This is a genomic window from Streptomyces sp. NBC_00328 (genome assembly GCF_036139655.1).
GTDB lineage: Bacteria > Actinomycetota > Actinomycetes > Streptomycetales > Streptomycetaceae > Streptomyces.
Map to the genome: position 1 here is coordinate 213,713 of NZ_CP108013.1, position 18,698 is coordinate 232,410.

The 18,698-nt window shown below is 71.7% G+C and carries 17 protein-coding genes; 5 read left to right on the plus strand and 12 right to left on the minus strand.

What is annotated here, in order from left to right:
* Nucleotides 1-59: 59 nt before the first annotated feature.
* The 4 genes from OG485_RS00925 to OG485_RS00940 form a co-directional block, all read right to left on the minus strand.
* A complete protein-coding gene (locus OG485_RS00925; protein WP_328663463.1) occupies nucleotides 60-1,310 on the minus strand; it encodes a ketosynthase chain-length factor in 1,251 nt (416 codons plus the stop codon).
* Nucleotides 1,307-2,581 carry a beta-ketoacyl-[acyl-carrier-protein] synthase family protein gene (locus tag OG485_RS00930; RefSeq protein WP_328663465.1) on the minus strand — a complete coding sequence of 425 codons (1,275 nt, stop codon included), beginning with the start codon at nucleotides 2,579-2,581 and terminating at the stop codon, nucleotides 1,307-1,309. Before OG485_RS00930 ends, OG485_RS00925 begins: the two co-directional genes overlap by 4 nt.
* Nucleotides 2,578-3,384, minus strand: a complete 807-nt coding sequence (locus OG485_RS00935) for a thioesterase II family protein (protein WP_328663467.1) — start codon at nucleotides 3,382-3,384, stop codon at nucleotides 2,578-2,580. The genes OG485_RS00930 and OG485_RS00935 overlap by 4 nt, the downstream gene beginning before the upstream one ends.
* 94 nt (nucleotides 3,385-3,478) lie before the next feature.
* Nucleotides 3,479-4,300 (minus strand): AfsR/SARP family transcriptional regulator, encoded by an 822-nt coding sequence (locus OG485_RS00940; RefSeq protein ID WP_326783038.1) that lies wholly within the window; start codon nucleotides 4,298-4,300, stop codon nucleotides 3,479-3,481.
* A gap of 305 nt (nucleotides 4,301-4,605) precedes the next feature.
* On the opposite strand from OG485_RS00940, the gene OG485_RS00945 reads away from it, so the two are divergent.
* Nucleotides 4,606-4,824: a hypothetical protein gene (locus OG485_RS00945; RefSeq protein WP_328663469.1), complete on the plus strand. Its 219-nt coding sequence runs from the start codon at nucleotides 4,606-4,608 to the stop codon at nucleotides 4,822-4,824.
* A 195-nt stretch (nucleotides 4,825-5,019) separates the two neighbouring features.
* Entirely contained in the window at nucleotides 5,020-5,958 is a 939-nt protein-coding gene (locus OG485_RS00950; protein ID WP_326783040.1) for an AfsR/SARP family transcriptional regulator, read from the plus strand.
* Nucleotides 5,959-6,074: 116 nt separating this feature from the next.
* Here the strand turns inward: OG485_RS00950 and OG485_RS00955 are convergent, their stop codons facing one another.
* The 4 genes from OG485_RS00955 to OG485_RS00970 all read right to left on the minus strand — a co-directional run bounded on the left by OG485_RS00955 (nucleotide 6,075) and on the right by OG485_RS00970 (nucleotide 9,955).
* Entirely contained in the window at nucleotides 6,075-6,929 is an 855-nt protein-coding gene (locus OG485_RS00955) for an AfsR/SARP family transcriptional regulator (RefSeq protein ID WP_326783041.1), read from the minus strand.
* 450 nt (nucleotides 6,930-7,379) lie between these two features.
* On the minus strand, nucleotides 7,380-7,997 hold the full coding sequence (locus tag OG485_RS00960) for a ScbR family autoregulator-binding transcription factor (RefSeq protein ID WP_328663473.1): 618 nt from the start codon (nucleotides 7,995-7,997) through the stop codon (nucleotides 7,380-7,382).
* Between the two features lie 11 nt (nucleotides 7,998-8,008).
* Complete coding sequence (locus OG485_RS00965; RefSeq protein WP_443048637.1) at nucleotides 8,009-9,619, minus strand: acyl-CoA carboxylase subunit beta; 1,611 nt, start codon at nucleotides 9,617-9,619, stop codon at nucleotides 8,009-8,011.
* A 123-nt stretch (nucleotides 9,620-9,742) separates the two neighbouring features.
* Nucleotides 9,743-9,955: an acyl-CoA carboxylase subunit epsilon gene (locus OG485_RS00970; RefSeq protein WP_326783044.1), complete on the minus strand. Its 213-nt coding sequence runs from the start codon at nucleotides 9,953-9,955 to the stop codon at nucleotides 9,743-9,745.
* 262 nt (nucleotides 9,956-10,217) lie between these two features.
* On the opposite strand from OG485_RS00970, the gene OG485_RS00975 reads away from it, so the two are divergent.
* Nucleotides 10,218-11,213 (plus strand): ScbA/BarX family gamma-butyrolactone biosynthesis protein, encoded by a 996-nt coding sequence (locus tag OG485_RS00975; RefSeq protein ID WP_328663478.1) that lies wholly within the window; start codon nucleotides 10,218-10,220, stop codon nucleotides 11,211-11,213.
* Between the two features lie 658 nt (nucleotides 11,214-11,871).
* On the opposite strand, the gene OG485_RS00980 is transcribed toward OG485_RS00975, so the two are convergent.
* Nucleotides 11,872-12,510, minus strand: coding sequence for a ScbR family autoregulator-binding transcription factor (locus OG485_RS00980; protein ID WP_326783046.1), 639 nt, complete (start codon nucleotides 12,508-12,510; stop codon nucleotides 11,872-11,874).
* A gap of 829 nt (nucleotides 12,511-13,339) precedes the next feature.
* On the opposite strand from OG485_RS00980, the gene OG485_RS00985 reads away from it, so the two are divergent.
* Entirely contained in the window at nucleotides 13,340-14,329 is a 990-nt protein-coding gene (locus tag OG485_RS00985) for a ScbA/BarX family gamma-butyrolactone biosynthesis protein (RefSeq protein ID WP_328663480.1), read from the plus strand.
* Nucleotides 14,330-14,408: 79 nt separating this feature from the next.
* On the opposite strand, the gene OG485_RS00990 is transcribed toward OG485_RS00985, so the two are convergent.
* A complete protein-coding gene (locus OG485_RS00990) occupies nucleotides 14,409-15,260 on the minus strand; it encodes an NAD(P)H-binding protein (protein WP_328663482.1) in 852 nt (283 codons plus the stop codon).
* 198 nt (nucleotides 15,261-15,458) lie between these two features.
* Between OG485_RS00990 and OG485_RS00995 the strand changes: the two genes are divergently transcribed.
* A complete protein-coding gene (locus OG485_RS00995) occupies nucleotides 15,459-16,127 on the plus strand; it encodes a ScbR family autoregulator-binding transcription factor (RefSeq protein ID WP_328663484.1) in 669 nt (222 codons plus the stop codon).
* On the opposite strand, the gene OG485_RS01000 is transcribed toward OG485_RS00995, so the two are convergent.
* Complete coding sequence (locus OG485_RS01000; RefSeq protein ID WP_328663485.1) at nucleotides 16,120-17,655, minus strand: FAD-dependent monooxygenase; 1,536 nt, start codon at nucleotides 17,653-17,655, stop codon at nucleotides 16,120-16,122. The two genes, OG485_RS00995 and OG485_RS01000, sit on opposite strands and share 8 nt — an antisense overlap.
* 264 nt (nucleotides 17,656-17,919) lie before the next feature.
* Nucleotides 17,920-18,321 carry a DUF6009 family protein gene (locus OG485_RS01005; RefSeq protein WP_328663487.1) on the minus strand — a complete coding sequence of 134 codons (402 nt, stop codon included), beginning with the start codon at nucleotides 18,319-18,321 and terminating at the stop codon, nucleotides 17,920-17,922.
* Nucleotides 18,322-18,698: the final 377 nt, after the last annotated feature.

Below are 18,698 nucleotides of genomic sequence, written 5' to 3' on the forward strand. Positions count from 1 at the left end.
CGGTCCGTCGAGCCGCCGGTCTGCGAACAACCGGCCTGCCCATCCTTCCGCAGGCCGGCTCAGGCATCGGCCGCCCGCAACACCGCGGCCGAGTTGAAGCCGCCCCTGCCCCGCGCCAGCACCAGCACGGTCCGCAGCCCGGGCAGCTCCCGCGCCGCGCCCGTCACCAGATCCAGCGGGCAGTCCGCGGCGACCCGCCGCGTCCCGGTGGTCGGGGGCACCACCTTGTCGCGCAGCGCGAGCGCCGCCGCCGCCAGGTCCAGTGAGGAACCCCCGGCGCCCAGCCGGCCCGTCATCGACTTCGGCGCGGTCACCGGCACCCCGTGCGGCCCGAACAGCGCGGCCAGCGCCTCGGCCTCGGCCCGGTCGGCGGCCCGCTCCCCGGCTCCGTCGGCGAACACCACGTCCACCTGGTCCAGTCCCACCCGGGCATCAACCAGAGCGAGTTCGGCCGCCTCCTTGAGCCGCTCCTCCCCAGGCTCGCCGTCGAAGGTCGCCGCGTACCCGGCCACCACGGCGTACCCGCTGACGCCGCGCGCGGTGGCGGCCGCCGCGTCCTCCAGCACCAGCAGCGCGCCGCCCTCACCCACGACATGGCCGCGGGCCTCCGCGTCGAAGGGCCGGTAGGCCCGCGCCGGATCGGGGTCGGTGCTCAGCCGGCCGTCTGCCAGGTGCGCGGCCCAGCCCCAGGGGCACAGCGCCGAGTCGACGCCTCCGGTCACCATGAGGCCCACGCCCTTGCGGATCTCGCGCCGGGCGCGGGCGAGCGTGTCGATCCCGCCCGCCTGCTCGCTGACCATGGCGGAGGCGGGGCCGCGCAGCGTGTGCCGGATGGAGATCTCGGCGGTTCCCGCCGCGTGGAACCAGGCGAAGGACTGGTACGCGCTGACGTACTGGGCGCCCTTGCCCCACAATGCCTCCAGCCCTCGCTGGCCGAACTCGGTGCCGCCTGCGGAGCTGGCCGTGATCACGCCCGCCCGGTAGCCGGGCAGCGCGGCCGGGTCGGCACCCGAGTCCTCCAGGGCCTCCTTGGCCGCGACCAGGCTCAGGCGGGTCACCCGGTCGGTGGAGGGGAGCAGGCGGCTGGGGATGTGGTCCTCGTCGACGAAGCCGCGGATCTCGCCCGCGATCCGCACCGGGTAGCCGGAGGCGTCGAAGCGGGTGATCGGGACGATGCCGCTGCGGCCCTCCAGCATGGCGCTCCACCAGGCCTCGGTACCCAGCCCGTTGGGCGCGGCCACGCCGATGCCGGTGACCAGCACCCGGGCCCGGCTGCGCACGCCCCCGCTCGCGCCGTTGACGCCGCTCATGCCGTCTCCCGCAGCCGGGGCCGGGTCAGCACGGTGGCGGCGTGAAAGCCGCCGAAGCCGCTGGCGACGCTGAGCACCGTACTGGTGCGCTGCTCGCGGGCGAACAGCGGTGTGTAGTCCAGGTCGCAGGTCGGGTCGGGCTGGTGCAGGTTGGCGGTCGGCGGCACCGTACTGTGCTCGATGGCCAGCACGCTGGCCACCACGTCCAGGGCTCCGGCGGCGCCGAGCGCGTGTCCGATCATCGATTTGATGGAGCTGACCGGGACGCGCCGGGCGTGGTCGCCCAGTCCCTGCTTGAAGGCGTGCGTCTCATGCCGGTCGTTGTGCAGGGTGCCGGCCCCGTGCGCGTTGATGTAGTCCACGTCGACCGGGTTCAGCCGCGCCTCGTCGAGTGCCGCCCGGATGGCGTCGGCCATTTCCTGGCCGCCCGGCCGCAGCCCCGTCATGTGGTGCGCGCTGCTGTACGAGGCGAAGCCGGACAGCTCCGCGTACGCGTGGGCGCCCCGGCGGCGCGCGTGCTCCAACTCCTCCAGGATCACCACGGCCGCGCCCTCGCCGAGCACGAAGCCGTCGCGGGTGCGGTCGAAGGGGCGCGAGGCGGTGGCGGGGTCCTCGTTGCGGGGGCTGGTGAGGCGGATGCGGTCGAAGCAGGCCATGGCGATGGGAGAGATCGGTGCCTCCGCCCCGCCCGCGATCATCATGTCGGCGCTGCCCTCGCGGATCAGCTCGGCGGCGTGCCCGATCGCGTCCAGGCCCGAGGTGCAGCCGCTGGAGACCAGGCTGACCGGGCCCTGCGCGCCGCTGTCGCGGGCCACGGCGGCCGCCAGCGAGCTGGGCACGAAGTAGTCGTAGAGGCACTCGGCGGCCCGGGAGTGGTCGACGGTCCAGGTGCTGCCGAAGTCGCTCAGCAGCGCGTACTGGGTGGCGAGCCCGGTGGTGCAGCCTGCCGCGTTGCCCAGACTGACCCCGGTGCGCAGCCGGTTCCCTGCGGCCAGTACGGCGTGCAGGCCGCTGTCGGCCATCGCCTCCCGGGCGCTGACCAGCGCGAACTGGGCGGCCCGGTCCATGCGTTCGGTGTCGGCGAGGGTGAAGCCGTGCGCGGCGGCGTCGAAGTCGACCTCGGCGGCGACCTGCGAGCGGTAGCTGGCGGCGTCGAAGAGGGTGACGCCCCGGGTGGCGGTACGGCCCGAGGTCAGCAGGGACCAGAAGTTGGCGGTGCCGACGGCTCCGGGGGCCACCACGCCGACCCCGGTGATGACCACGCGCTTCACCGCACACCCCCCGCGCTCGCGCTCGCCGCGGTCCCGGCGGCATCCGCCGCCTCGTACTCGCGGCAGGCCTCGCCGACCAGGGCCGGCAGTACGTCCGCGCCCGCGAAGAAGTGGTCGCCGTCGACGGTGCGTACGGTGATCGGCCCGGTGGTCCACTGCCGCCACTCTTCAAGGGCGGCGGGCACGGCGAGCGGATCGTCACTGCCCGCGAAGACGAGCAGGGGCAGGTCCACGGATCCGCCGGTGACGGGGTCCAGGGCCGCCTGGCGCAGGGCTCGGGCCAGGCGCAGGTCGTCGCGCAGGACAGGCAGCACACTGCGGTGCCATAGCCCGCCGGGGTGGGCGGCTGCTCCCTTGGGCAGCGAGCCGAGCTCACCCAGGAGGGGCAGCAGCAGTTCGTCGGAGTGTTCCGCCGCGGCCACCAAGGCGGCACTGGCGTGCGGGGGCAGGCAGGCGCCCACCGCGAGGAACAGGGGCGGCGGCACCCCGGCGTCCGCCAGCGCCCGGGTGAGCGTGTACGCCACCAGGGCGCCCAGACTGTGGCCGTACAGCGCGTACGGTCCGGACCGGGCCGCCTCCAGCAGCGGAGGCAGCAGATCCGCCAGGAGTCCTGCGCGCTCGGTGATGCGCGGCTCCCGCCGCCGGCTGTCACGGCCCGGCAGCACCAGCGCCGCGACGTCCACGCCCGGCCCGGCCGCGCCGGGCCAGCGACGGTAGCTGGCCACCCCCGCGCCCGCGTGGGCAAGGCAGTGGAGTCGTACCCGCCGCCCCACCGCCCCCTCTACCGCCGTCAGCGAAGCCATCGGTCGCCCTCCTCAGGGAAGCTGTGCGGAAACGTTCGTCGTACGGCGCCGCCGCGGCCCGAGCCTCACCTGTGTGGCTTGAGTGGTGCTCGATTCAGGCTGCGTACAGATCGAAGGTCGAGGTGCGCCGCGGCCCGCTGGCCACGTCCAGGCGCGGGTCGACGGCGAGCATCGCCTGGTGCAGCCGCTGGAGTTGCGGCGAGGGCTCCACGCCGAGCTCGGCGATCAGCCGCTGGCGCATCCGGCGGTAGACGTCGAGCGCGCTGGCCTGCCGGCCCGACCGGTAGAGCGCGACCATCGCCTGCGAGTGCAGCCCTTCGTGCTGGGGGTGGCGGGCGATCAGGTCGGTGAGCTCGGCGATGAGTTCGATGTGCCGGCCCAGCCGCAGGTCGGCGTCGATGCGGCGCTCGCGGGCCACGAGGCGGCTCTCCTCCAGCCGCATCACCTCGATGTCGAGGATCGGGCCGACGCGTACGTCCACCAGCGCGGGCCCCTCCCACAGGTCCAGTGCCGCGCGCAGACACTTGGCCACCCGGGCGTCCTCGCCGTCCTCGTGCGCCTGCTGCCCCTCCGCCACCAGGCACTCGTACGCGCGCACGTCGACCGCCTCGGCCGGGATCTGGAGCAGGTAGCCGCCGTACCGGGTGGCGAGCACGTCCTTGGCCGAGCCGGGCGCGTCCGGGCCCATGGCGGTGCCCAGTCGGCGACGCAGCTGGAGGATGTAGGTCTGAAGCGTGGTCAGCGCGCTCTGTGGCAGGTGGGTGCCCCAGATCTCTTCCATCAGCGTGGACACGGGCACCACCCTGCCCGGGTAGAGCGCGAGCAGCGCCAGGATCTGGCGCGGCTTGCCCGCAGTCGGGACGACCGATATACCGTTGACTTCGACATTCAACGGACCCAGGACCTTGATCTTCATTATTCCCCTCCGCACTTTGCCGGCCGACTTCGGCAACAAGTCGGTGTTCGAGTTTTCAATAGTGTCGCCTTCCGGCCCTTCTTGTCTTTTCCGTCGACGGCGGACGAGTGGCACCATATCCTCCCCCGACCGTCGCATATGCAGAAATTGAGTGCGTCTTGAGCGACCTTCCAATGGGGCCGCCGGACCCGGCGCACAGGCAGCCGACACAGCGCCGAGAAAACACCGGCGTGTCATGTAAAGGCCCATATCGGCCGACCGAGTTCTCTTCCGGCGCCCTAGGCGGCGCTGTTAGGTTTCCGGCCATGGCAACGGATTCGACGGCGCGCAGCGCCGACCCGCTCACCCGCGGGCTGCTGAACCGACTCGCCCGGGACCAGGCCGCAGGCCCTGCAGCCCGGGCTGCAGGCCCGCCCGGGCTGCAGGGCCTGCCCGATCCGAAGACCCTGCTGCGACTGCTGAGCGCCTGGCATCGGCGCGGGGTGCAGGTAGGCTTTCCGGACCTGACCGGCGACCAGCCGTGAAAACGCGAGGCACCTGAATCCCCCTCAAGGAACACTCCACGACTCCCCGCGTACGGCTGACAAATCCTCCGCTGGCGCCGAGAAGCGCCTAGAGTCCGGTAAGAGCGAAAGGATCTGTCCGCGGCCATTTCTGAGTGAATGCCGAATACGGATCTACGGCCGCGTACTTGCCGACTCTCCCCGTGCGAGGATGAGATGGAGTTTGGGATCCTGGGTCCCGTCCAGGTCTTCGGCGAGCGCGCCGATATGCGGATCACGCCGGCCGGCGCCAAGCAGCGCGCCCTTTTGGGTACGCTCGTCGTGAAGGCCGGCCAGGTCGTTTCCCCGGACCGGCTCGTCGACGAATTGTGGGGTGAACATCCGCCCGCCAACGCCGCCAATGCCCTCCAGACCCATATCGCCCGGCTGCGCCGGCTGCTGCCCGTCCCCGCACCCGGTTCCGGTTCCGGTTCCGGCGAGAGCCACCACGAGTGGCTCGTGACCCGCCCGCTGGGCTACGTACTGCGCCTGGGCCGGGCCGGCACCGACGCCCAGCGCTTCCACCACCTCACGGCCCGGGGCCGCTCGCTGGCCGCCACCGACCCGGCCCGTTCGGCCGAGGTCCTGCGCGAGGCGCTGGCGCTGTGGCGCGGCCCCGCGCTGGAGGGCGCGGGCCGCGGCACCATCTGCTCGACCGAGGCATCGCTGCTGGAGGAGAGCCGGCTGATCACCCTGGAGACGCTGTACGACGCCTGCCTGCGGGCCGGCCGGGCCGGGGAGGTCGCCGGCGAGCTGGCGGAGCTGACGGCCTCTCACCCGCTACGTGAACGGTTCTACGAGCTGCTCATGACCGCGCTGTACCAGTGCGGGCGCCAGGCCGAGGCACTGGGCGTCTACGACCGGGCGCGACGCCGGCTCGTGCACGACCTCGGAGTGGAGCCAGGGCCCGTACTGCGCGGCCGTATGGAGTCGATCCGCCACCGGCAGGACCCGGCACTCGGAGAAACCGGAGAAACGGAGGGGGCGGCGGGCCTGCACCCGCTGGGCGCCGAGGTGGCCCGGCTGCGCCACCAGATCGAGGTCCTGAGCCGGCAGCAGCGAGAACTGACCGACCGCTTCGAGCAGCTGGCCACGGACCGCGCGGCGAGCCGCTGACGGCCGCCCTCGACGCCCCGCGCACAGCACTGAAGCCCTTCTCCCGACCCCCCGTTCGAGGGGTCGGGAGAAGGGCTTCAGTGGTCATGCCGCCGGCTGCCGCGAGGCCAGGGCGGTCAGTTCGTCCGCGCCACGAGCCGCCCGCCGCCGGCCCCCGCCGGAGCGGTCACCGGGAGAGTCGCCTTGGGCGGGGCCGCACTCTCGGGGTGCGCCATCAGGATGGAGCGCTGCAGCCTGCTCAGCGCGGCCGAGGGCTCAAGGCCCAGCTCGGAGACGAGCATGGTGCGCAGCCGCTGGTAGACGTTGAGCGCCTCGCCGCGTCGGCCCGAGCGGTGCAGCGCCAGCATGAACTGACCGTGCAGGCTCTCGTGCAGGCGGTACTGCTTGACCAGGACGGTCAGCTCCGACAGCAGCTCGCGGTGGCGGCCCAGGCGCAGATCCGCCTCGATGCGCTGGTCGAGCGCGCACAGGCGCAGCTCCTCCAGGCGCCTGACCTCCGTCTCGATCCGGCTCCCGGCCTGTACGTCGGTGAGCGCGGGACCGGTCCACAGCGAGAGCGCGTCCGCCAGCCGGCGCGCGGCGCCCTGGTAGTCGTCGGCGTCCATCGCCCGGTAGCCGGCACCGGCCCTGCGCTCGAACTCCCGGTAGTCGACGCTTCCGCCACGGGTCTCCAGGCGGTAGCCGCCGGGGAGAGTGGCCAGAATGTCCTTCGGGGTGCAGCGCTCGTTCTCGCCGTACGCCAGTGCCACGCCGATGAGCTCGCGCAGTTGCAGGACGTACGTCTGCAACGTGGTGCGCGCACTGCGCGGCGGGTTCTGCTCCCACAACTCCTCGATCAGCGTGGCCACAGGGACCGCATGGTCGGCGTGGAGCGCGAGCAGGGCCAGGACCTGCCGCGGCTTGGGTGCCGTCAGCGTGATCGACACCCCGTTTTCATGAACGGACAGCGCACCAAGCACTTCGATGTCCACGTTTTCCCCAAAGGTCGCCTGGAGCCGTTCCCGGCCTGCGCGTTTCCCGCGTTTCCCGCTGCCGGGGCCCGGGTGTGCAGCCAACCGGACCCCTTGATAAAAAAACAGCACGGTCGGTTTGTCAATCCCAGATGCCCATCTGGGGGGTCTGGCAGACTATTTCCAGCCACTCATTGACTCCATGACCACCCCAGCTGCTCCCATCCGGGCGCCAATTGACCTGTATTTCCAGGCAAGTCGGCGCACCGATCCAGCCGAACACCGGCGAAAGAGGGTCACCACGACATGTCCGAAACCTTCCCCACTGCCGCACGCAAGCGGCCCCGGCCCCTGCTCTTCGCGAAGAGCAGGGGCCATCTGCCGCACCTGCCCTCACCTGATGAAACGCGGTACATGGGCAGCCGGGGTCGAGATTTCATCAGCGAGCGGAAACAAACCGCCTGGTCTTTCCTAGTCGCCGGATGATCCTTCCGGTTCCAACGCCGCGAGGCGGTCCCCTGCCGCCAGCGCCGGCAGCAGCTCCCAGAAGCGGGCGATCGTACGCGGCATGAGCCAGACCTCTTCCCGGGAGCCGAGCGCCTCGAAGCCCGCGGTCGCGGCCACCACCGCGGTCACGGCGTTCTCCGGCGCCACCCCCGGCCGCAGCTCCCGCGCCTTCCCGGCCTCCGCCACGGCCTCCTCGACGCAGCACCGCCAGTGCTCACGCAGACCGCCGGGCGTCACACGGGCCGTGTCGCGGCCCAGCCCGAAACCCGCCCGCAGCACCACGTCCCCGCGCAGCCCGAGGGCGAGCCCGTGGGTCACATCGACCAGGCACTGGAGCCGGCCCGCCCCCTCCCGCGACGCCACCCCGGCGATGATCCGCAACCGGTCCAGCGCGGCGCTCTCCACGGCGTCGGCCAGGGCCGCCTTGCCGGCGAAGTGGAAGTGCAGCGCTCCGCTGCCCACTCCGGCCTGTGCGCTGATCACGAAGAGGGACGCCACCGCGAAGCCCTCGCGGCAGAAGGTCTCGGCGGCGGATCCGATCAGCCTCTCCCGCGTTCGCACCGCACGTTCTTGTTCGGCCATCGAGTGCTCCGTCACTGCGGGGGATTGCCGTGCTTGCGAGAGGGCAGGTCCGCGTGTTTGCTGCGGAGCATCGCCAGCGAGTTGATGAGGACCTCGCGGGTCTGGGCCGGGTCGATGACATCGTCGACCAGGCCGCGCTCAGCGGCGTAATAGGGGTGCATCAGCTCGGCCTTGTACTCCTTGACCATGCGCTCGCGCATGGCCTCGGGGTCTTCGGCCTCGGCGATCTGCTTGCGGAAGATGACGTTGGCGGCACCCTCGGCGCCCATCACCGCGATCTCGTTGGTGGGCCACGCGTAGGTCAGGTCGGCGCCGATGGACTGGGAGTCCATGACGATGTAGGCGCCGCCGTAGGCCTTGCGCAGGATCAGCGATATCCGCGGGACGGTGGCGTTGCAGTACGCGTACAGCAGTTTGGCGCCGTGGCGGATGATGCCGCCGTGCTCCTGTCCGACACCGGGCAGGAAGCCGGGCACGTCCAGCAGCGTGATGATCGGGATGTTGAAGGCGTCGCACATCTGGACGAACCGCGCGGCCTTCTCCGAGGCCTCGATGTCGAGCACACCGGCCAGCGACTGCGGCTGATTGGCCACCAGGGCGACCACCTGGCCGCCCAGCCGCCCCAGGGCGCAGATGATGTTGCGCGCCCAGCGCTCGTGGACCTCCAGGTAGTCGCCGTCGTCGACGAGCTCCTCGATCACCTTGGCCATGTCGTACGGGCGGTTGCCATCGGCCGGAACCAGGTCCAGCAGCACCTCGCTGCGGCGGTCGGCCGGGTCCGCGGACTCCGCGCGCGGCGGGTACTCGCGGTTGTTCTGCGGAAGCATGGAGAGCAGGTAGCGGACCTCAAGGATGCAGGTCTCCTCGTCGTCGTACGCGAAGTGCGCCACGCCCGAGGTGCCGGCGTGCACGTCGGCGCCGCCGAGGCCGTTCTGGGTGATCTCCTCGCCGGTCACCGCACGGACCACGTCCGGGCCCGTGATGAACATCTGCGAGGTCTCCCGGACCATGAACACGAAGTCCGTCAGCGCCGGGGAGTAGGCCGCGCCGCCGGCGCACGGGCCCAGCATCACCGAGATCTGCGGGATGACCCCGGAGGCCTTGGTGTTGCGCTGGAAGATGCCGCCGTAGCCGGCCAGCGCGGAGACGCCCTCCTGGATACGGGCGCCCGCGCCGTCGTTCAGGGACACCAGCGGCGCGCCGGCCGCGATGGCCATGTCCATGATCTTGTGGATCTTCGTGGCGTGCGCCTCACCCAGCGCGCCGCCGAAGATCCGGAAGTCATGGGCGTACACGAAGACCGTACGGCCCTCGACCGTGCCCCAGCCGGTGATCACACCGTCCGTGTACGGCCTCTTGGCCTCCAGGCCGAAACCCGTCGCCCGGTGCCGGCGCAGCTGCTCGACCTCCCGGAACGAGCCCGCGTCCAGCAGCAGCTCGATGCGCTCCCGGGCGGTCAGCTTGCCCTTGGCGTGCTGCGCCTCGGTCGCCTTCTCACTGGGGCCGCGCAGCGCCTCCGCACGGATCGCGTGCAGTTCCGCCACCCGGCCGCGCGCGTCCGAAGGCTCGGCGGTCACTTGGAGAATGTCATTGAGGACTGTCACTGTGCCTGCCTCCCTCATGAGCGCGGCCGGACTGCACCCAGTCGACAAACCGCTATGCGGTTTACATGAGGTGAGGGCTGGCACGCGCGTGAATCAGCGTTGGAAAAAGCGCCTGCCGATTCGCGGCCGGCGCTCATGGCTCTATCGCCAGCCGTACGGGGAACGCCACTCGCCGCCGGGGTCCTCGGGACGGCGCCACGACGGGACGGCGGGAAGCGGCTCCTGCTCACAGGTCACCGCCGTCCGCCCGGCCAGCAGTGAGCACAGCACGACGGCCACCGCGGCGAGTTCGTCATCGTCGGCCCGTCCGCGCTCGACCCGCAGCGCGAGGGGTGTGACGTCCGCTTCACCCATGTCCGCTCCTCTCGGTTCCGGCCACCGTCCGGTACCGCGCTACAGAGGCACTTCAGTGCCGCTCAAGAGGCGCCGGAGCAGGCGGCCCGAACCGCCACCCACGCTGTGAGCCGGAGAAGGGGCGGGCTGCGCACAGCGGTGCCACCGACCGCGGGCGGCGACGGCGAACGATCCCGTACGGAGGCTCCGATTCCTCTGGAAACCAAACCGGTTGCCCCCTATTTTCCTCCACAGCCATCTCCGTCTCGTTTCAGGGGGAGCGATGAACGCGAGCACGTTCCGGTTCGAAGGTCCGTCGATCGAGCACACGACGACGCAAGCCGCTCAGTCACCTTTCCGGTCGACCGAACCGCTTCACGGGCACCTGACCACCACGGTCCCCAGGGAACTGGTGCACCGGGCAGCCGTCGCCGAGGTCGTGCTCACCGGCTGGCAGCGCCTGGGCGACGCCCACTTCGCGATGACCGCCCAATGGCCGCGGGGCCACAGCTTCTTCACTCCCGTGAACGGAACCCACCACGACCCGCTGATCGCCGCTGAAACGATCTGCCAGGCCGGTGCCCTGCTCGCCCACGCCGAGTTCGGCGTTCCCTTCGCCCACCAGTTCCTGCTGGACGAGCTGGCCTTCACCGTGCGTCCCGAGGAGATACGGGTCGGCGGGACGCCCGCCGCACTGGACCTCGACGTCACCTGTTCGAAGATCAAAAAGCGAGGCCACCGGCTGGCCGGCATGTGTGTCGAGACCAGGGTGCTGCGCGAGAGGCGGCTCGCCGCGTCGGGACGGATCTCCTTCAGCACCATCACTCCGGCCGTGTACCGGCGGCTGCGTCCGCAGCGCGTCCTCGACGCCGGGGACCGCCCCCTCCCGCCGACGGCTCCGGTGGCCCCGGCCGCCGTGGGGCGCTTCTCACCCACCGACGTGGTCCTCTCCCCCACCGGCGAGCCGGACCGCTGGCAACTGCGCGTGGACACCTGCCACCCCACCCTCTTCGACCACCAGGCCGACCACGCTCCGGGCATGGTGCTCCTCGAGGCCGCCCGCCAGGCGGCGACCGCGGTCCTGGACAGACCCTCGATCCTGCCGCTCGGCCTCGACTGCGCCTTCATGAGGTACGTGGAGCTGGACCTGCCCTGCCTGATCGAGGCCCTGCGCCTGCCCAAGGCCGCGCCCGAGGACCCGGAGACGGTTCTCGTCACGGGCCGCCAGGAGGGCCGGCCCGTGTTCACCTCGACCCTGCGGGCCGCCCCGTTCGACTGACCGCGCGAAGAAATCGACAAGAACTCGCGCAATAGCCAAGCCGAGTCCGTCTGTTCCTCCTGCGGCTTCACCTGCAACGCCGACAAGAACGCATCAGTCAACGTCGCGGCAGGACAGGGCGGGATCCCCCGCCCCCGGCGCACAGCCGGTGCCGGAGGGGCGACAACGGCCACCGGCCGTCCGAACGCCCGTGAACCTCAACCCCTTTGGGTTGGAATCCCCCTCTTTCAAGAGGGGGAGGATGTCAACGAGACTCAATCCCTTGAGGCCTGCTACAGGATGGCTGGACCGCACGTCTGTCCGTGCGTCGCGATGTCCAGCGCGGCTGGTGGCCGGGTTTTGTTCGACGCGTTCGGGAGAGCGTTGCGGCTCTGCTGCGCTGATTGCCGAGCCGCCTCCTCAGCCGGAGCTCTCGCCCCTCCCGGTCCTCGCCAACGCCCGTCTCGATGCGTTTGCGGGGTGTCCGGAGGCGTCCCTCGCGTTGGCGACGCTCGCCGCAGCCGAGGGACTCGGCGGGCGAGGCAGTGCCGTGCCGCAGCCGGCCGAACGCGGCGGCGAGCACCGGCAGTACCTCGTCGCGCAGCAGTTTGTCCCGGCACAGGACCGCCGCGTCGAGGGAGCGGTCCCGGCCGGGTCCGGGCGGGACTGCACGCGCCGTCTATCCCGGGCGGGACGCCGCGGCCGTCGCACCACCGGGCTTCAGCCCGCTCAGGACGTCGGCCGAGGCCAGCCGGGGCAGCAACAGATCCCAGAACTGCACCAGCGTCTGCGCCGACGTCCACGTACGGTCGTCCGCGCCGAGCTGCTCGAAACCGACGGTCGCCGCCACCACCGTGACCGAGGCATCGGCGGCGGACACCCCCTGGGCGAGGACGCCTTCGCGCTCGGCGTCCTCGAGCACCTCCTCGACCCAGCTCTGCCACTGTCCGCGCAGATCCACGGCCCTGTCGCGGCGCGGCGGGCCGCTGCCCAACTCGAAGCCGGCCCGGACCACGACGTCCTGGTCCAGCCGCTCCATCAGGGCATGGGTGGCGTCGATGAGCCGCTGCAGCGGATCGGGGCTGCCCGTCTGCGCCGAGGCGGCGATCGCACGGACCACGGCGGCCGCCTCGTCCTCGACCCCGCGCGCCAGGGCCTGCTTGCTCTCGAAGTGGAAGTGCAGCGCACCATTGCTCACTCCGGCCCTCCTGCTGATGGAGGTGAGCGAGGCCACAGCGAAGCCGTCTCGTGCGAACACCTCGGCCGCCGCTCGCACCAAGGACTCGCGCGTGCGCGCGGCACGCTCCTGCTTCACCATCGACGGATCTCCCCTGACTGCGGTCGGCCGGCCGCACAGCGGACCGGCTCTCACGTTCGTGCCTGCTCGTGCGGCGCCTGCCGGGGGCGGGTTGCCGCGCCCGCGCGTGCACACGGGAAGACAGACCGGCGCGGTTCGCACGAGGCCCCGCGAGGGACCGGGCGCGTACCCGCAGGCGTGTCCGGGTGGTCGGCGCGGCCGCCCACCGAGCCGCGCGACACGGGCCCATGGGATCGGACTTGCGCTCCTCACTCATGGACCTTCGCGGCCCGGCCGACGAGGACGATGATAACAAACCGCACACGCGGTCTCTATTTTACCTGCGAAGATACAGCGAAGCCAGTGCCGCTTCGGCGCTGTTTTCCGATGCGCCGGGACGCGGATCCAGCCGTCGACGAAATCCGGCCACCGGCGCCTCCCCACCCACGGCCACCGCGCCTTCCCGCGGCGGGGCAACACCCGGACCACGGCCGGTTCGCTTCGCCCGGCCGCCGACGACCTGCCTTGATCAGGGTCTTTCCCTTTCCCCGAAAGACACCGTCGGACAGTCCGCTCGAGGGCGACTCGAGGGGCGGGCGGGTGACGCCTCCCGCACACCCCGTGGACCGCAGGTGGTCCACGGCGCCGCGACCGCGGACGGCTTGCCCGTTTCGGGTCGACATGAAGGGATACGGGCACTCCTCTGCATATTTGGAACTACTCGGTCCACATATTGCACATTGGAACTTCGCATTCCTTCTAGAAATTAAACCGGGTGGTATGTATCTTCCATGTCCTCGGGGATCCAGCACCCACATTCAGGCCAAGGCCTAGGCGGCTCGGGGGAACCATGTCTACGAGTACGTACCGCATGAACCGCGTGATACCCGGCATGACGGGTCTGGGGGGCCATGCAGCCCCCGCAGGAGGCGGCGTCCTCGCCCTCCAGCCTCTGACCAGTACTGTTCCCAAGGAACTCGTTCACCGCGCGAGCGTCGCCGAGGTCATGCTGACCGACTGGGCGCGCAGGGGCGATCACCACTTCGCCCTGGCCGCCCAGTGGCCTCGCGGGCACAGCTTCTTCACGAACGTCGACGGCTGCCACGACCCGTTGATCGCCGCCGAGACGATCCGCCAGAGCGGCTTGCTCCTGGCGCACGCCGAGTACGGGGTCCCGTTCGGCCACCACTTCCTCGTGAGCGATCTCAGCGTGGCGGTACGGCCTGCGCATCTGCGCGTCAACGGAACTCCCGCCTCGCTCGAACTCGACGTCAGGTGCCGTGACGTGAAGGAGCGCCGCGGCGAGGTGACGGGGTTCCGCATCGAGGTGGAGATCTACCGCGACGGCGACCTCGTCGCGACCGGAGGCGGCACGCTGACGTGCATCGCCCCCCGGATCCACCAGCGGCTGCGTGCCGTCCGCGACCCCGGCTGCGCGCGCGTCCTCCCGCTGACGGCCCCGGAGCCACCGCAGACCGTCGGGCGCATGTCCCCCATGGACGTGGTCCTCTCCCCCGTCGGCGAGCCGGACCGGTGGCAGCTGAGGGTGGACACCCGCCACCCCGTGCTCTTCGACCACATGGTCGACCACGTGCCCGGCATGCTGCTCCTCGAGGCCGCCCGCCAGGCCGCGGCGGCGACCCTGGGACACGCCCGCCTGCCGCTCGCCGTCGCCAGCGAGTTCCTGCGGTACGTCGAGCTGGACGCCCCCTGTGCGATCGAGGCGTGCCTGGTTTCGGGGACGGGCGAGGAGGGCGCGAGGACCGTGCTCGTCACCGGCCGGCAGGGCGGGGCGACCGTGTTCCGGTGCACCGTGACCATGGCCCCGCCCCTCCGGTGACCGCCCTCGGGCATCCGCTTCCCCCGGGGAGGCCGCAGCTCTTTGGGGGAAGCGGATGCCACTCGGGTCCGCCCGCCGGTCACCCGCCCGGTGCGAAAGCCGCCAGATGGTCCTCGGCCCACGCACCGAACGTGCCCGCCGGGCGGCCGGTCAGTGTGCCGACGGTGTCCTCCACCCCGGCCTTCGCGCCTGCGCGCTGGCGTTCCGCGCTCTCCAGCAGCGCTTCGACCACCGGCGCCGGATAACGGCGTGCGAGTGCGGCGCGCGCGTCGTCCGGGGTGAGTTCCTCGAAACGCAGCGGGACGCCCAGCAGCCGGCCGAGCTGCTGCGTCTGCCCGACCGCGGTGACGGCCTCGGGTCCGGTCAGCGTGTAGGCGCGGCCGGCGTGCCCCTCCTCGGTCAGGACGCGTGCGGCGACCTCCGCGACGTCCCTCGGGTCCACACAGGCGTTGCCCGAGGTCCCGTGCAGCGCGCGAACGGTGCGCGCGGACCGGACGGACGGCGCCCACGACAGGGCGTTGGAGGTGAACGCGCGCGGGCGCAGCAGGGTCCACTCCAGGCCGGAGGCGCGCAGCAGATCCTCGTTGGCGCGCTGCCAACGGGTGATGAGATCATCGGCCTGCTCGTCCAGCACCGTGGCGGCGGAGAGCTTCACCACCCGTTGCACTTTGGCCGTTCGTGCCGCGCGGACGAACCGGTCGTCGTCGTCACCGGCGACGCTGGTCGTGACGAGGAACGCCGTCCGTATGCCGTCCAGCGCCCTGGCCAACGATCGCGGATCCCTGTAGTCCCCGGCGACCGTCTCCGCCGTCGCGGCCGCCCCGGCCACCTTCGCGGGATGCCTGGCCATGATGCGGACACGCCGGCCGGGCGCAAGCCGCCCGAGCAGTTCCCGGCCCACCGTCCCCGTCGCCCCGGTCACCAGGATCACCGGGGGTCTCCTTCGCCCGCCGAGGCCACGCCGTCATGCGATCCGTCCATGGACTCCTGCTCCTCCGGCGATGCTTTTCCACAACTGATTGAATGTCGTACGGCTGGAAGGGGGTACGCAAACACCAAACAGCTGTAATATACAAACTGGACGGTTTTTTTATTGGGTCTCCGGGCTCATCGACAGGAGGAGGCCGGCATGGCGAAGCAGGAGCGGGCGGTCCGGACCCGGCACGCGATCCTCTCGTCGGCAGCCAGGATCTTCGAGGAACGCGGCTACCAGGCGGCGACCGTCAGCGAGATCCTCGCCAGCGCCGGAGTGACCAAGGGAGCCCTGTACTTCCACTTCCCCTCGAAGGAACACCTCGCCGAGGGCGTCCTGCACGCCCAGGACCTCAACGTGCCCATCCCCGAGCGCGCCTGCATGGTGCAGCAGCTGGTGGACACCGTGGTCCTGCACGCCTACCGCCTGCAGACGGACCCCATGGTCCGGGCGGGCGTCCGCCTGTCGCTCGACCAGCAGGCCCAGGGGCTCGACCGCAGCGGACCTTTCCTGCGCTGGAGCGAAGTGGGGGTCGAACTGCTGGACAAGGCCAAGGCCCAGGGCGAGCTGCTGCCCCATGTGGTGTCGGGCGAGACCGCCGACGTCCTGGTGGCAGCCTTCGCCGGCGTCCAGGCCATGTCCCAGGCTGTGTGCAATTACCAGGACCTGCCCCCCAGGGTCAGCGCCTTGCTGCGCCATGTGCTGCCCAGTGTGGTCCTTCCGTCCGTCCTCGCCTCGGTGGACCTCACCGCGACCAGGGGGGCCGCGGTCTACGCCGAGCTGCAGGCTCTGCACCCCGAGCTCGAGCCGGCACCCGTCAGCTGACCGCCCCGGCGAGGACACCGGCGGCCTGCGCTCCCGCGCCCCGGCCGAAGTACGCCGTCAGGGCGGCGGCCGGCCCGTCGGCCCCCGACGCCCAGGCGATGTAGCCGTCGGGCCGCACCAGCAGGGCGTCGCAGGGCAGTTGAGGCACCGGCTCGGCATGCACCACCCGCACCAGCCCGGCCCAGCCCCGGGCCTGCTCGGCATAGCCGCCGCTGCCGCCCCTGTCGCCGAAGAGCAGCAGCAGCGGGGACCCCTCGCGCAGCAGGCCGATCACATCGGCCGTGCCTTCCCGGGTCCGCAGGACGGCGTTGCGCAGAAACGTCCCTTCCCAGGGAGAGGAGTCCGCGGCGCGCGCGGGCAGCACGGTGTCCTGGGCACTGACCATGGAGGCCAGCACACCGCTCTCCCCTCCCCCGGCCAGCAGCTCGCCGAACAGGGCGCGCAGCGGGTCGAGTTCGGGGCCGGGCCGCATCAGGGCGAGCTGGGCGCGCGTGTTGTCGATCACCCGCTGGGCTGCGGGCCGGCGCTCCCGGTCGTAGGTGTCGAGCAGCCCCGCGCCCGCCCTGCCGCGTACCGTGAGCGCGAGCTTCCAGCCGAGGTTGACGGCGTCGAGCAGTCCGGTGCTCAGCCCCTGGCCACCGATCGGGAAGTGCACGTGCGCGGCGTCCCCGGCCAGCAGGATGCGCCCCTTGCGGTAGGAGGCGACCAGCCGGGAGAAGTCGCTGAACCTGCTCAGCCACCTGGGATCGCGCATCGCGATGCCCCCTCCGGTGATCCAGTTGACCTCGCGGTGCAGCTCTTCCAGCAGGAGCGGCAGATCGCGCCGGGTATGCGCGCCCTGGCAGTTGAGAGTCCGCAGGCGGACCGTTCCGCCTCCCACGTGCTTGGCGACGACCCAGCCACGCTCGGTGCGGTGCCACCCCGCCTCCAGGCCCACGCCCTCCCCGACGCGGACGTCGCCCGCCATCGCCGAGATGGTGGCGGGGTAGGTGCGGGAGGCGAAGCCCGCCTGACGGCGTACGAGGCTGCGCGCCCCGTCGGCTCCCACGAGGTAGCTGCCCGTGCAGAGCACCGCGCCGCCCGGCCCCTGCGCGGTGACGCTCACGCCGCCCGGCCCCTGCCGTACCTCCGCCACCCGGTGTCCGCGCAGGATCCGCGCGCCGGCGGCCCGGGCCCGCCCCTCGAAGTGGCGCTCGAGTTCTTCCTGTGAGCACTTCAGGATCGGCTGCGGCTCGGCGGGCGGGGCCGAGATGGCCAGCCCCGGGATGCCGGCGAAGTGGAACGGGCTGCTGACCGGCGCCGGGCCGTCGCCCTCCCCTTCGGTCACGAGCCCGGTGAGATGTCCGCGCCGCACGAGACTCTGCACCGCGCGGGCGTGCAGTGTGCTCGCTTTGGGGCACCGGGAGACGGCGGTCCGCGACTCGACCACCACGGTGCGCACTCCCTGCCCCGCCAGTTCACAGGCGAGGAGCATCCCCACGGGCCCCCCGCCGACGATCACCACTTGCCCTTGTACGCAGCGCACCATCCCGGACCTCCCCCAGTCGTGGACCAGTACACGAGCGGCGAGGCGAAGGAGGCTCAGCGCACCGGGCCTCGGCGTCCACCCCGTCCGAACAACGTCCCTCCTCCCCGCAGGAGTTGAGCTGCCCAGCTCACTCGTTCGTACGAGCGAAGAAAAATATACCGGGTGAGCGGTTTCTTTGCAACGGCGGTGCCGGTCCTGCTTCCCCTCACTGGAGGCGGCAGGCGCACACGGCCCCCGGGAGAACAGATCACCCGGGTCCCGCTGCTACAACGGCAGCGCGACGCCCGGCTCCCGCATCGCCGACGACGGCGGCCCGCCCTGCGAACGCCCGGTCCTGCACCCCTTGCCGCCCGGCGCCGGTGTCCGCGGACCGACGGCCTCGGCCGGCACCCCGGCCGCGTACAGGCCCTCGGGGCCGGTGTCGCGGTCGTGCGGCAGCAGCCAGAACACCCGGCGGCGGAAGGTGCCCGAAAAGCGGGACGGTTTGGCGCCGGGGCCCAGCAGCACGCAGCCGACCATGCGTCCGCCGCGGCGGCAGAGCGGCTCGCCGCGCCGCGTCGGCAACAGGTCCAGGCTCCACCGTACGCAGTCGAGCGTGCCGATACCCTCGAGCCGGACCAAGTCGGCCTCGGGAACGAGCTCGTCCTCAGCGATGAGAGCGCTCATACCGTCTCCTCGTCGGCGACCGGTCCGACGCCCGGGCAGTACGTGCGCCGGCCGGACAGGACCATCTCCTCGGGCGACGCCAGTCCCACCACCTCGCGGACCCGGGCCGCGAAGGCGCGTGACGAGACGACCGGGGCCCCTCATTCTGACACCACGCCTTGCAGGCAGCGTAGAGCCGCGCCCGTTCCGCTCGCAGGTCACCCTCCAGCCGGCAGGACCCGGCGAGAAAACGGCCGGTGCGGTCCTCGGCGTCGCCGGACCGATCTCCGCACTGCCCCACCCGCCCCCTCCACGCCCCACCGTCAACTCCTGCAAGCGCCAGCCCCGCTCCTTCGCCCCCACCCGCCACAAGGCTCTGGCCCGTAGTCGGTGGTGAC

Excerpts from the sequence above, each read along its gene's own strand:
- OG485_RS00925 (WP_328663463.1), bottom strand. The coding sequence starts at position 1,310 with ATGAGCGGCGTCAACGGCGCGAGCGGGGGCGTGCGCAGCCGGGCCCGG.
- OG485_RS00935 (WP_328663467.1), bottom strand. The coding sequence starts at position 3,384 with ATGGCTTCGCTGACGGCGGTAGAGGGGGCGGTGGGGCGGCGGGTACGA.
- OG485_RS00940 (WP_326783038.1), bottom strand. The coding sequence starts at position 4,300 with ATGAAGATCAAGGTCCTGGGTCCGTTGAATGTCGAAGTCAACGGTATA.
- OG485_RS00945 (WP_328663469.1), top strand. The coding sequence starts at position 4,606 with ATGGCAACGGATTCGACGGCGCGCAGCGCCGACCCGCTCACCCGCGGG.
- OG485_RS00950 (WP_326783040.1), top strand. The coding sequence starts at position 5,020 with ATGGAGTTTGGGATCCTGGGTCCCGTCCAGGTCTTCGGCGAGCGCGCC.
- OG485_RS00960 (WP_328663473.1), bottom strand. The coding sequence starts at position 7,997 with ATGGCCGAACAAGAACGTGCGGTGCGAACGCGGGAGAGGCTGATCGGA.
- OG485_RS00965 (WP_443048637.1), bottom strand. The coding sequence starts at position 9,619 with ATGAGGGAGGCAGGCACAGTGACAGTCCTCAATGACATTCTCCAAGTG.
- OG485_RS00970 (WP_326783044.1), bottom strand. The coding sequence starts at position 9,955 with ATGGGTGAAGCGGACGTCACACCCCTCGCGCTGCGGGTCGAGCGCGGA.
- OG485_RS00975 (WP_328663478.1), top strand. The coding sequence starts at position 10,218 with ATGAACGCGAGCACGTTCCGGTTCGAAGGTCCGTCGATCGAGCACACG.
- OG485_RS00980 (WP_326783046.1), bottom strand. The coding sequence starts at position 12,510 with ATGGTGAAGCAGGAGCGTGCCGCGCGCACGCGCGAGTCCTTGGTGCGA.
- OG485_RS00985 (WP_328663480.1), top strand. The coding sequence starts at position 13,340 with ATGTCTACGAGTACGTACCGCATGAACCGCGTGATACCCGGCATGACG.
- OG485_RS00995 (WP_328663484.1), top strand. The coding sequence starts at position 15,459 with ATGGCGAAGCAGGAGCGGGCGGTCCGGACCCGGCACGCGATCCTCTCG.
- OG485_RS01000 (WP_328663485.1), bottom strand. The coding sequence starts at position 17,655 with ATGGTGCGCTGCGTACAAGGGCAAGTGGTGATCGTCGGCGGGGGGCCC.
- OG485_RS01005 (WP_328663487.1), bottom strand. The coding sequence starts at position 18,321 with ATGAGCGCTCTCATCGCTGAGGACGAGCTCGTTCCCGAGGCCGACTTG.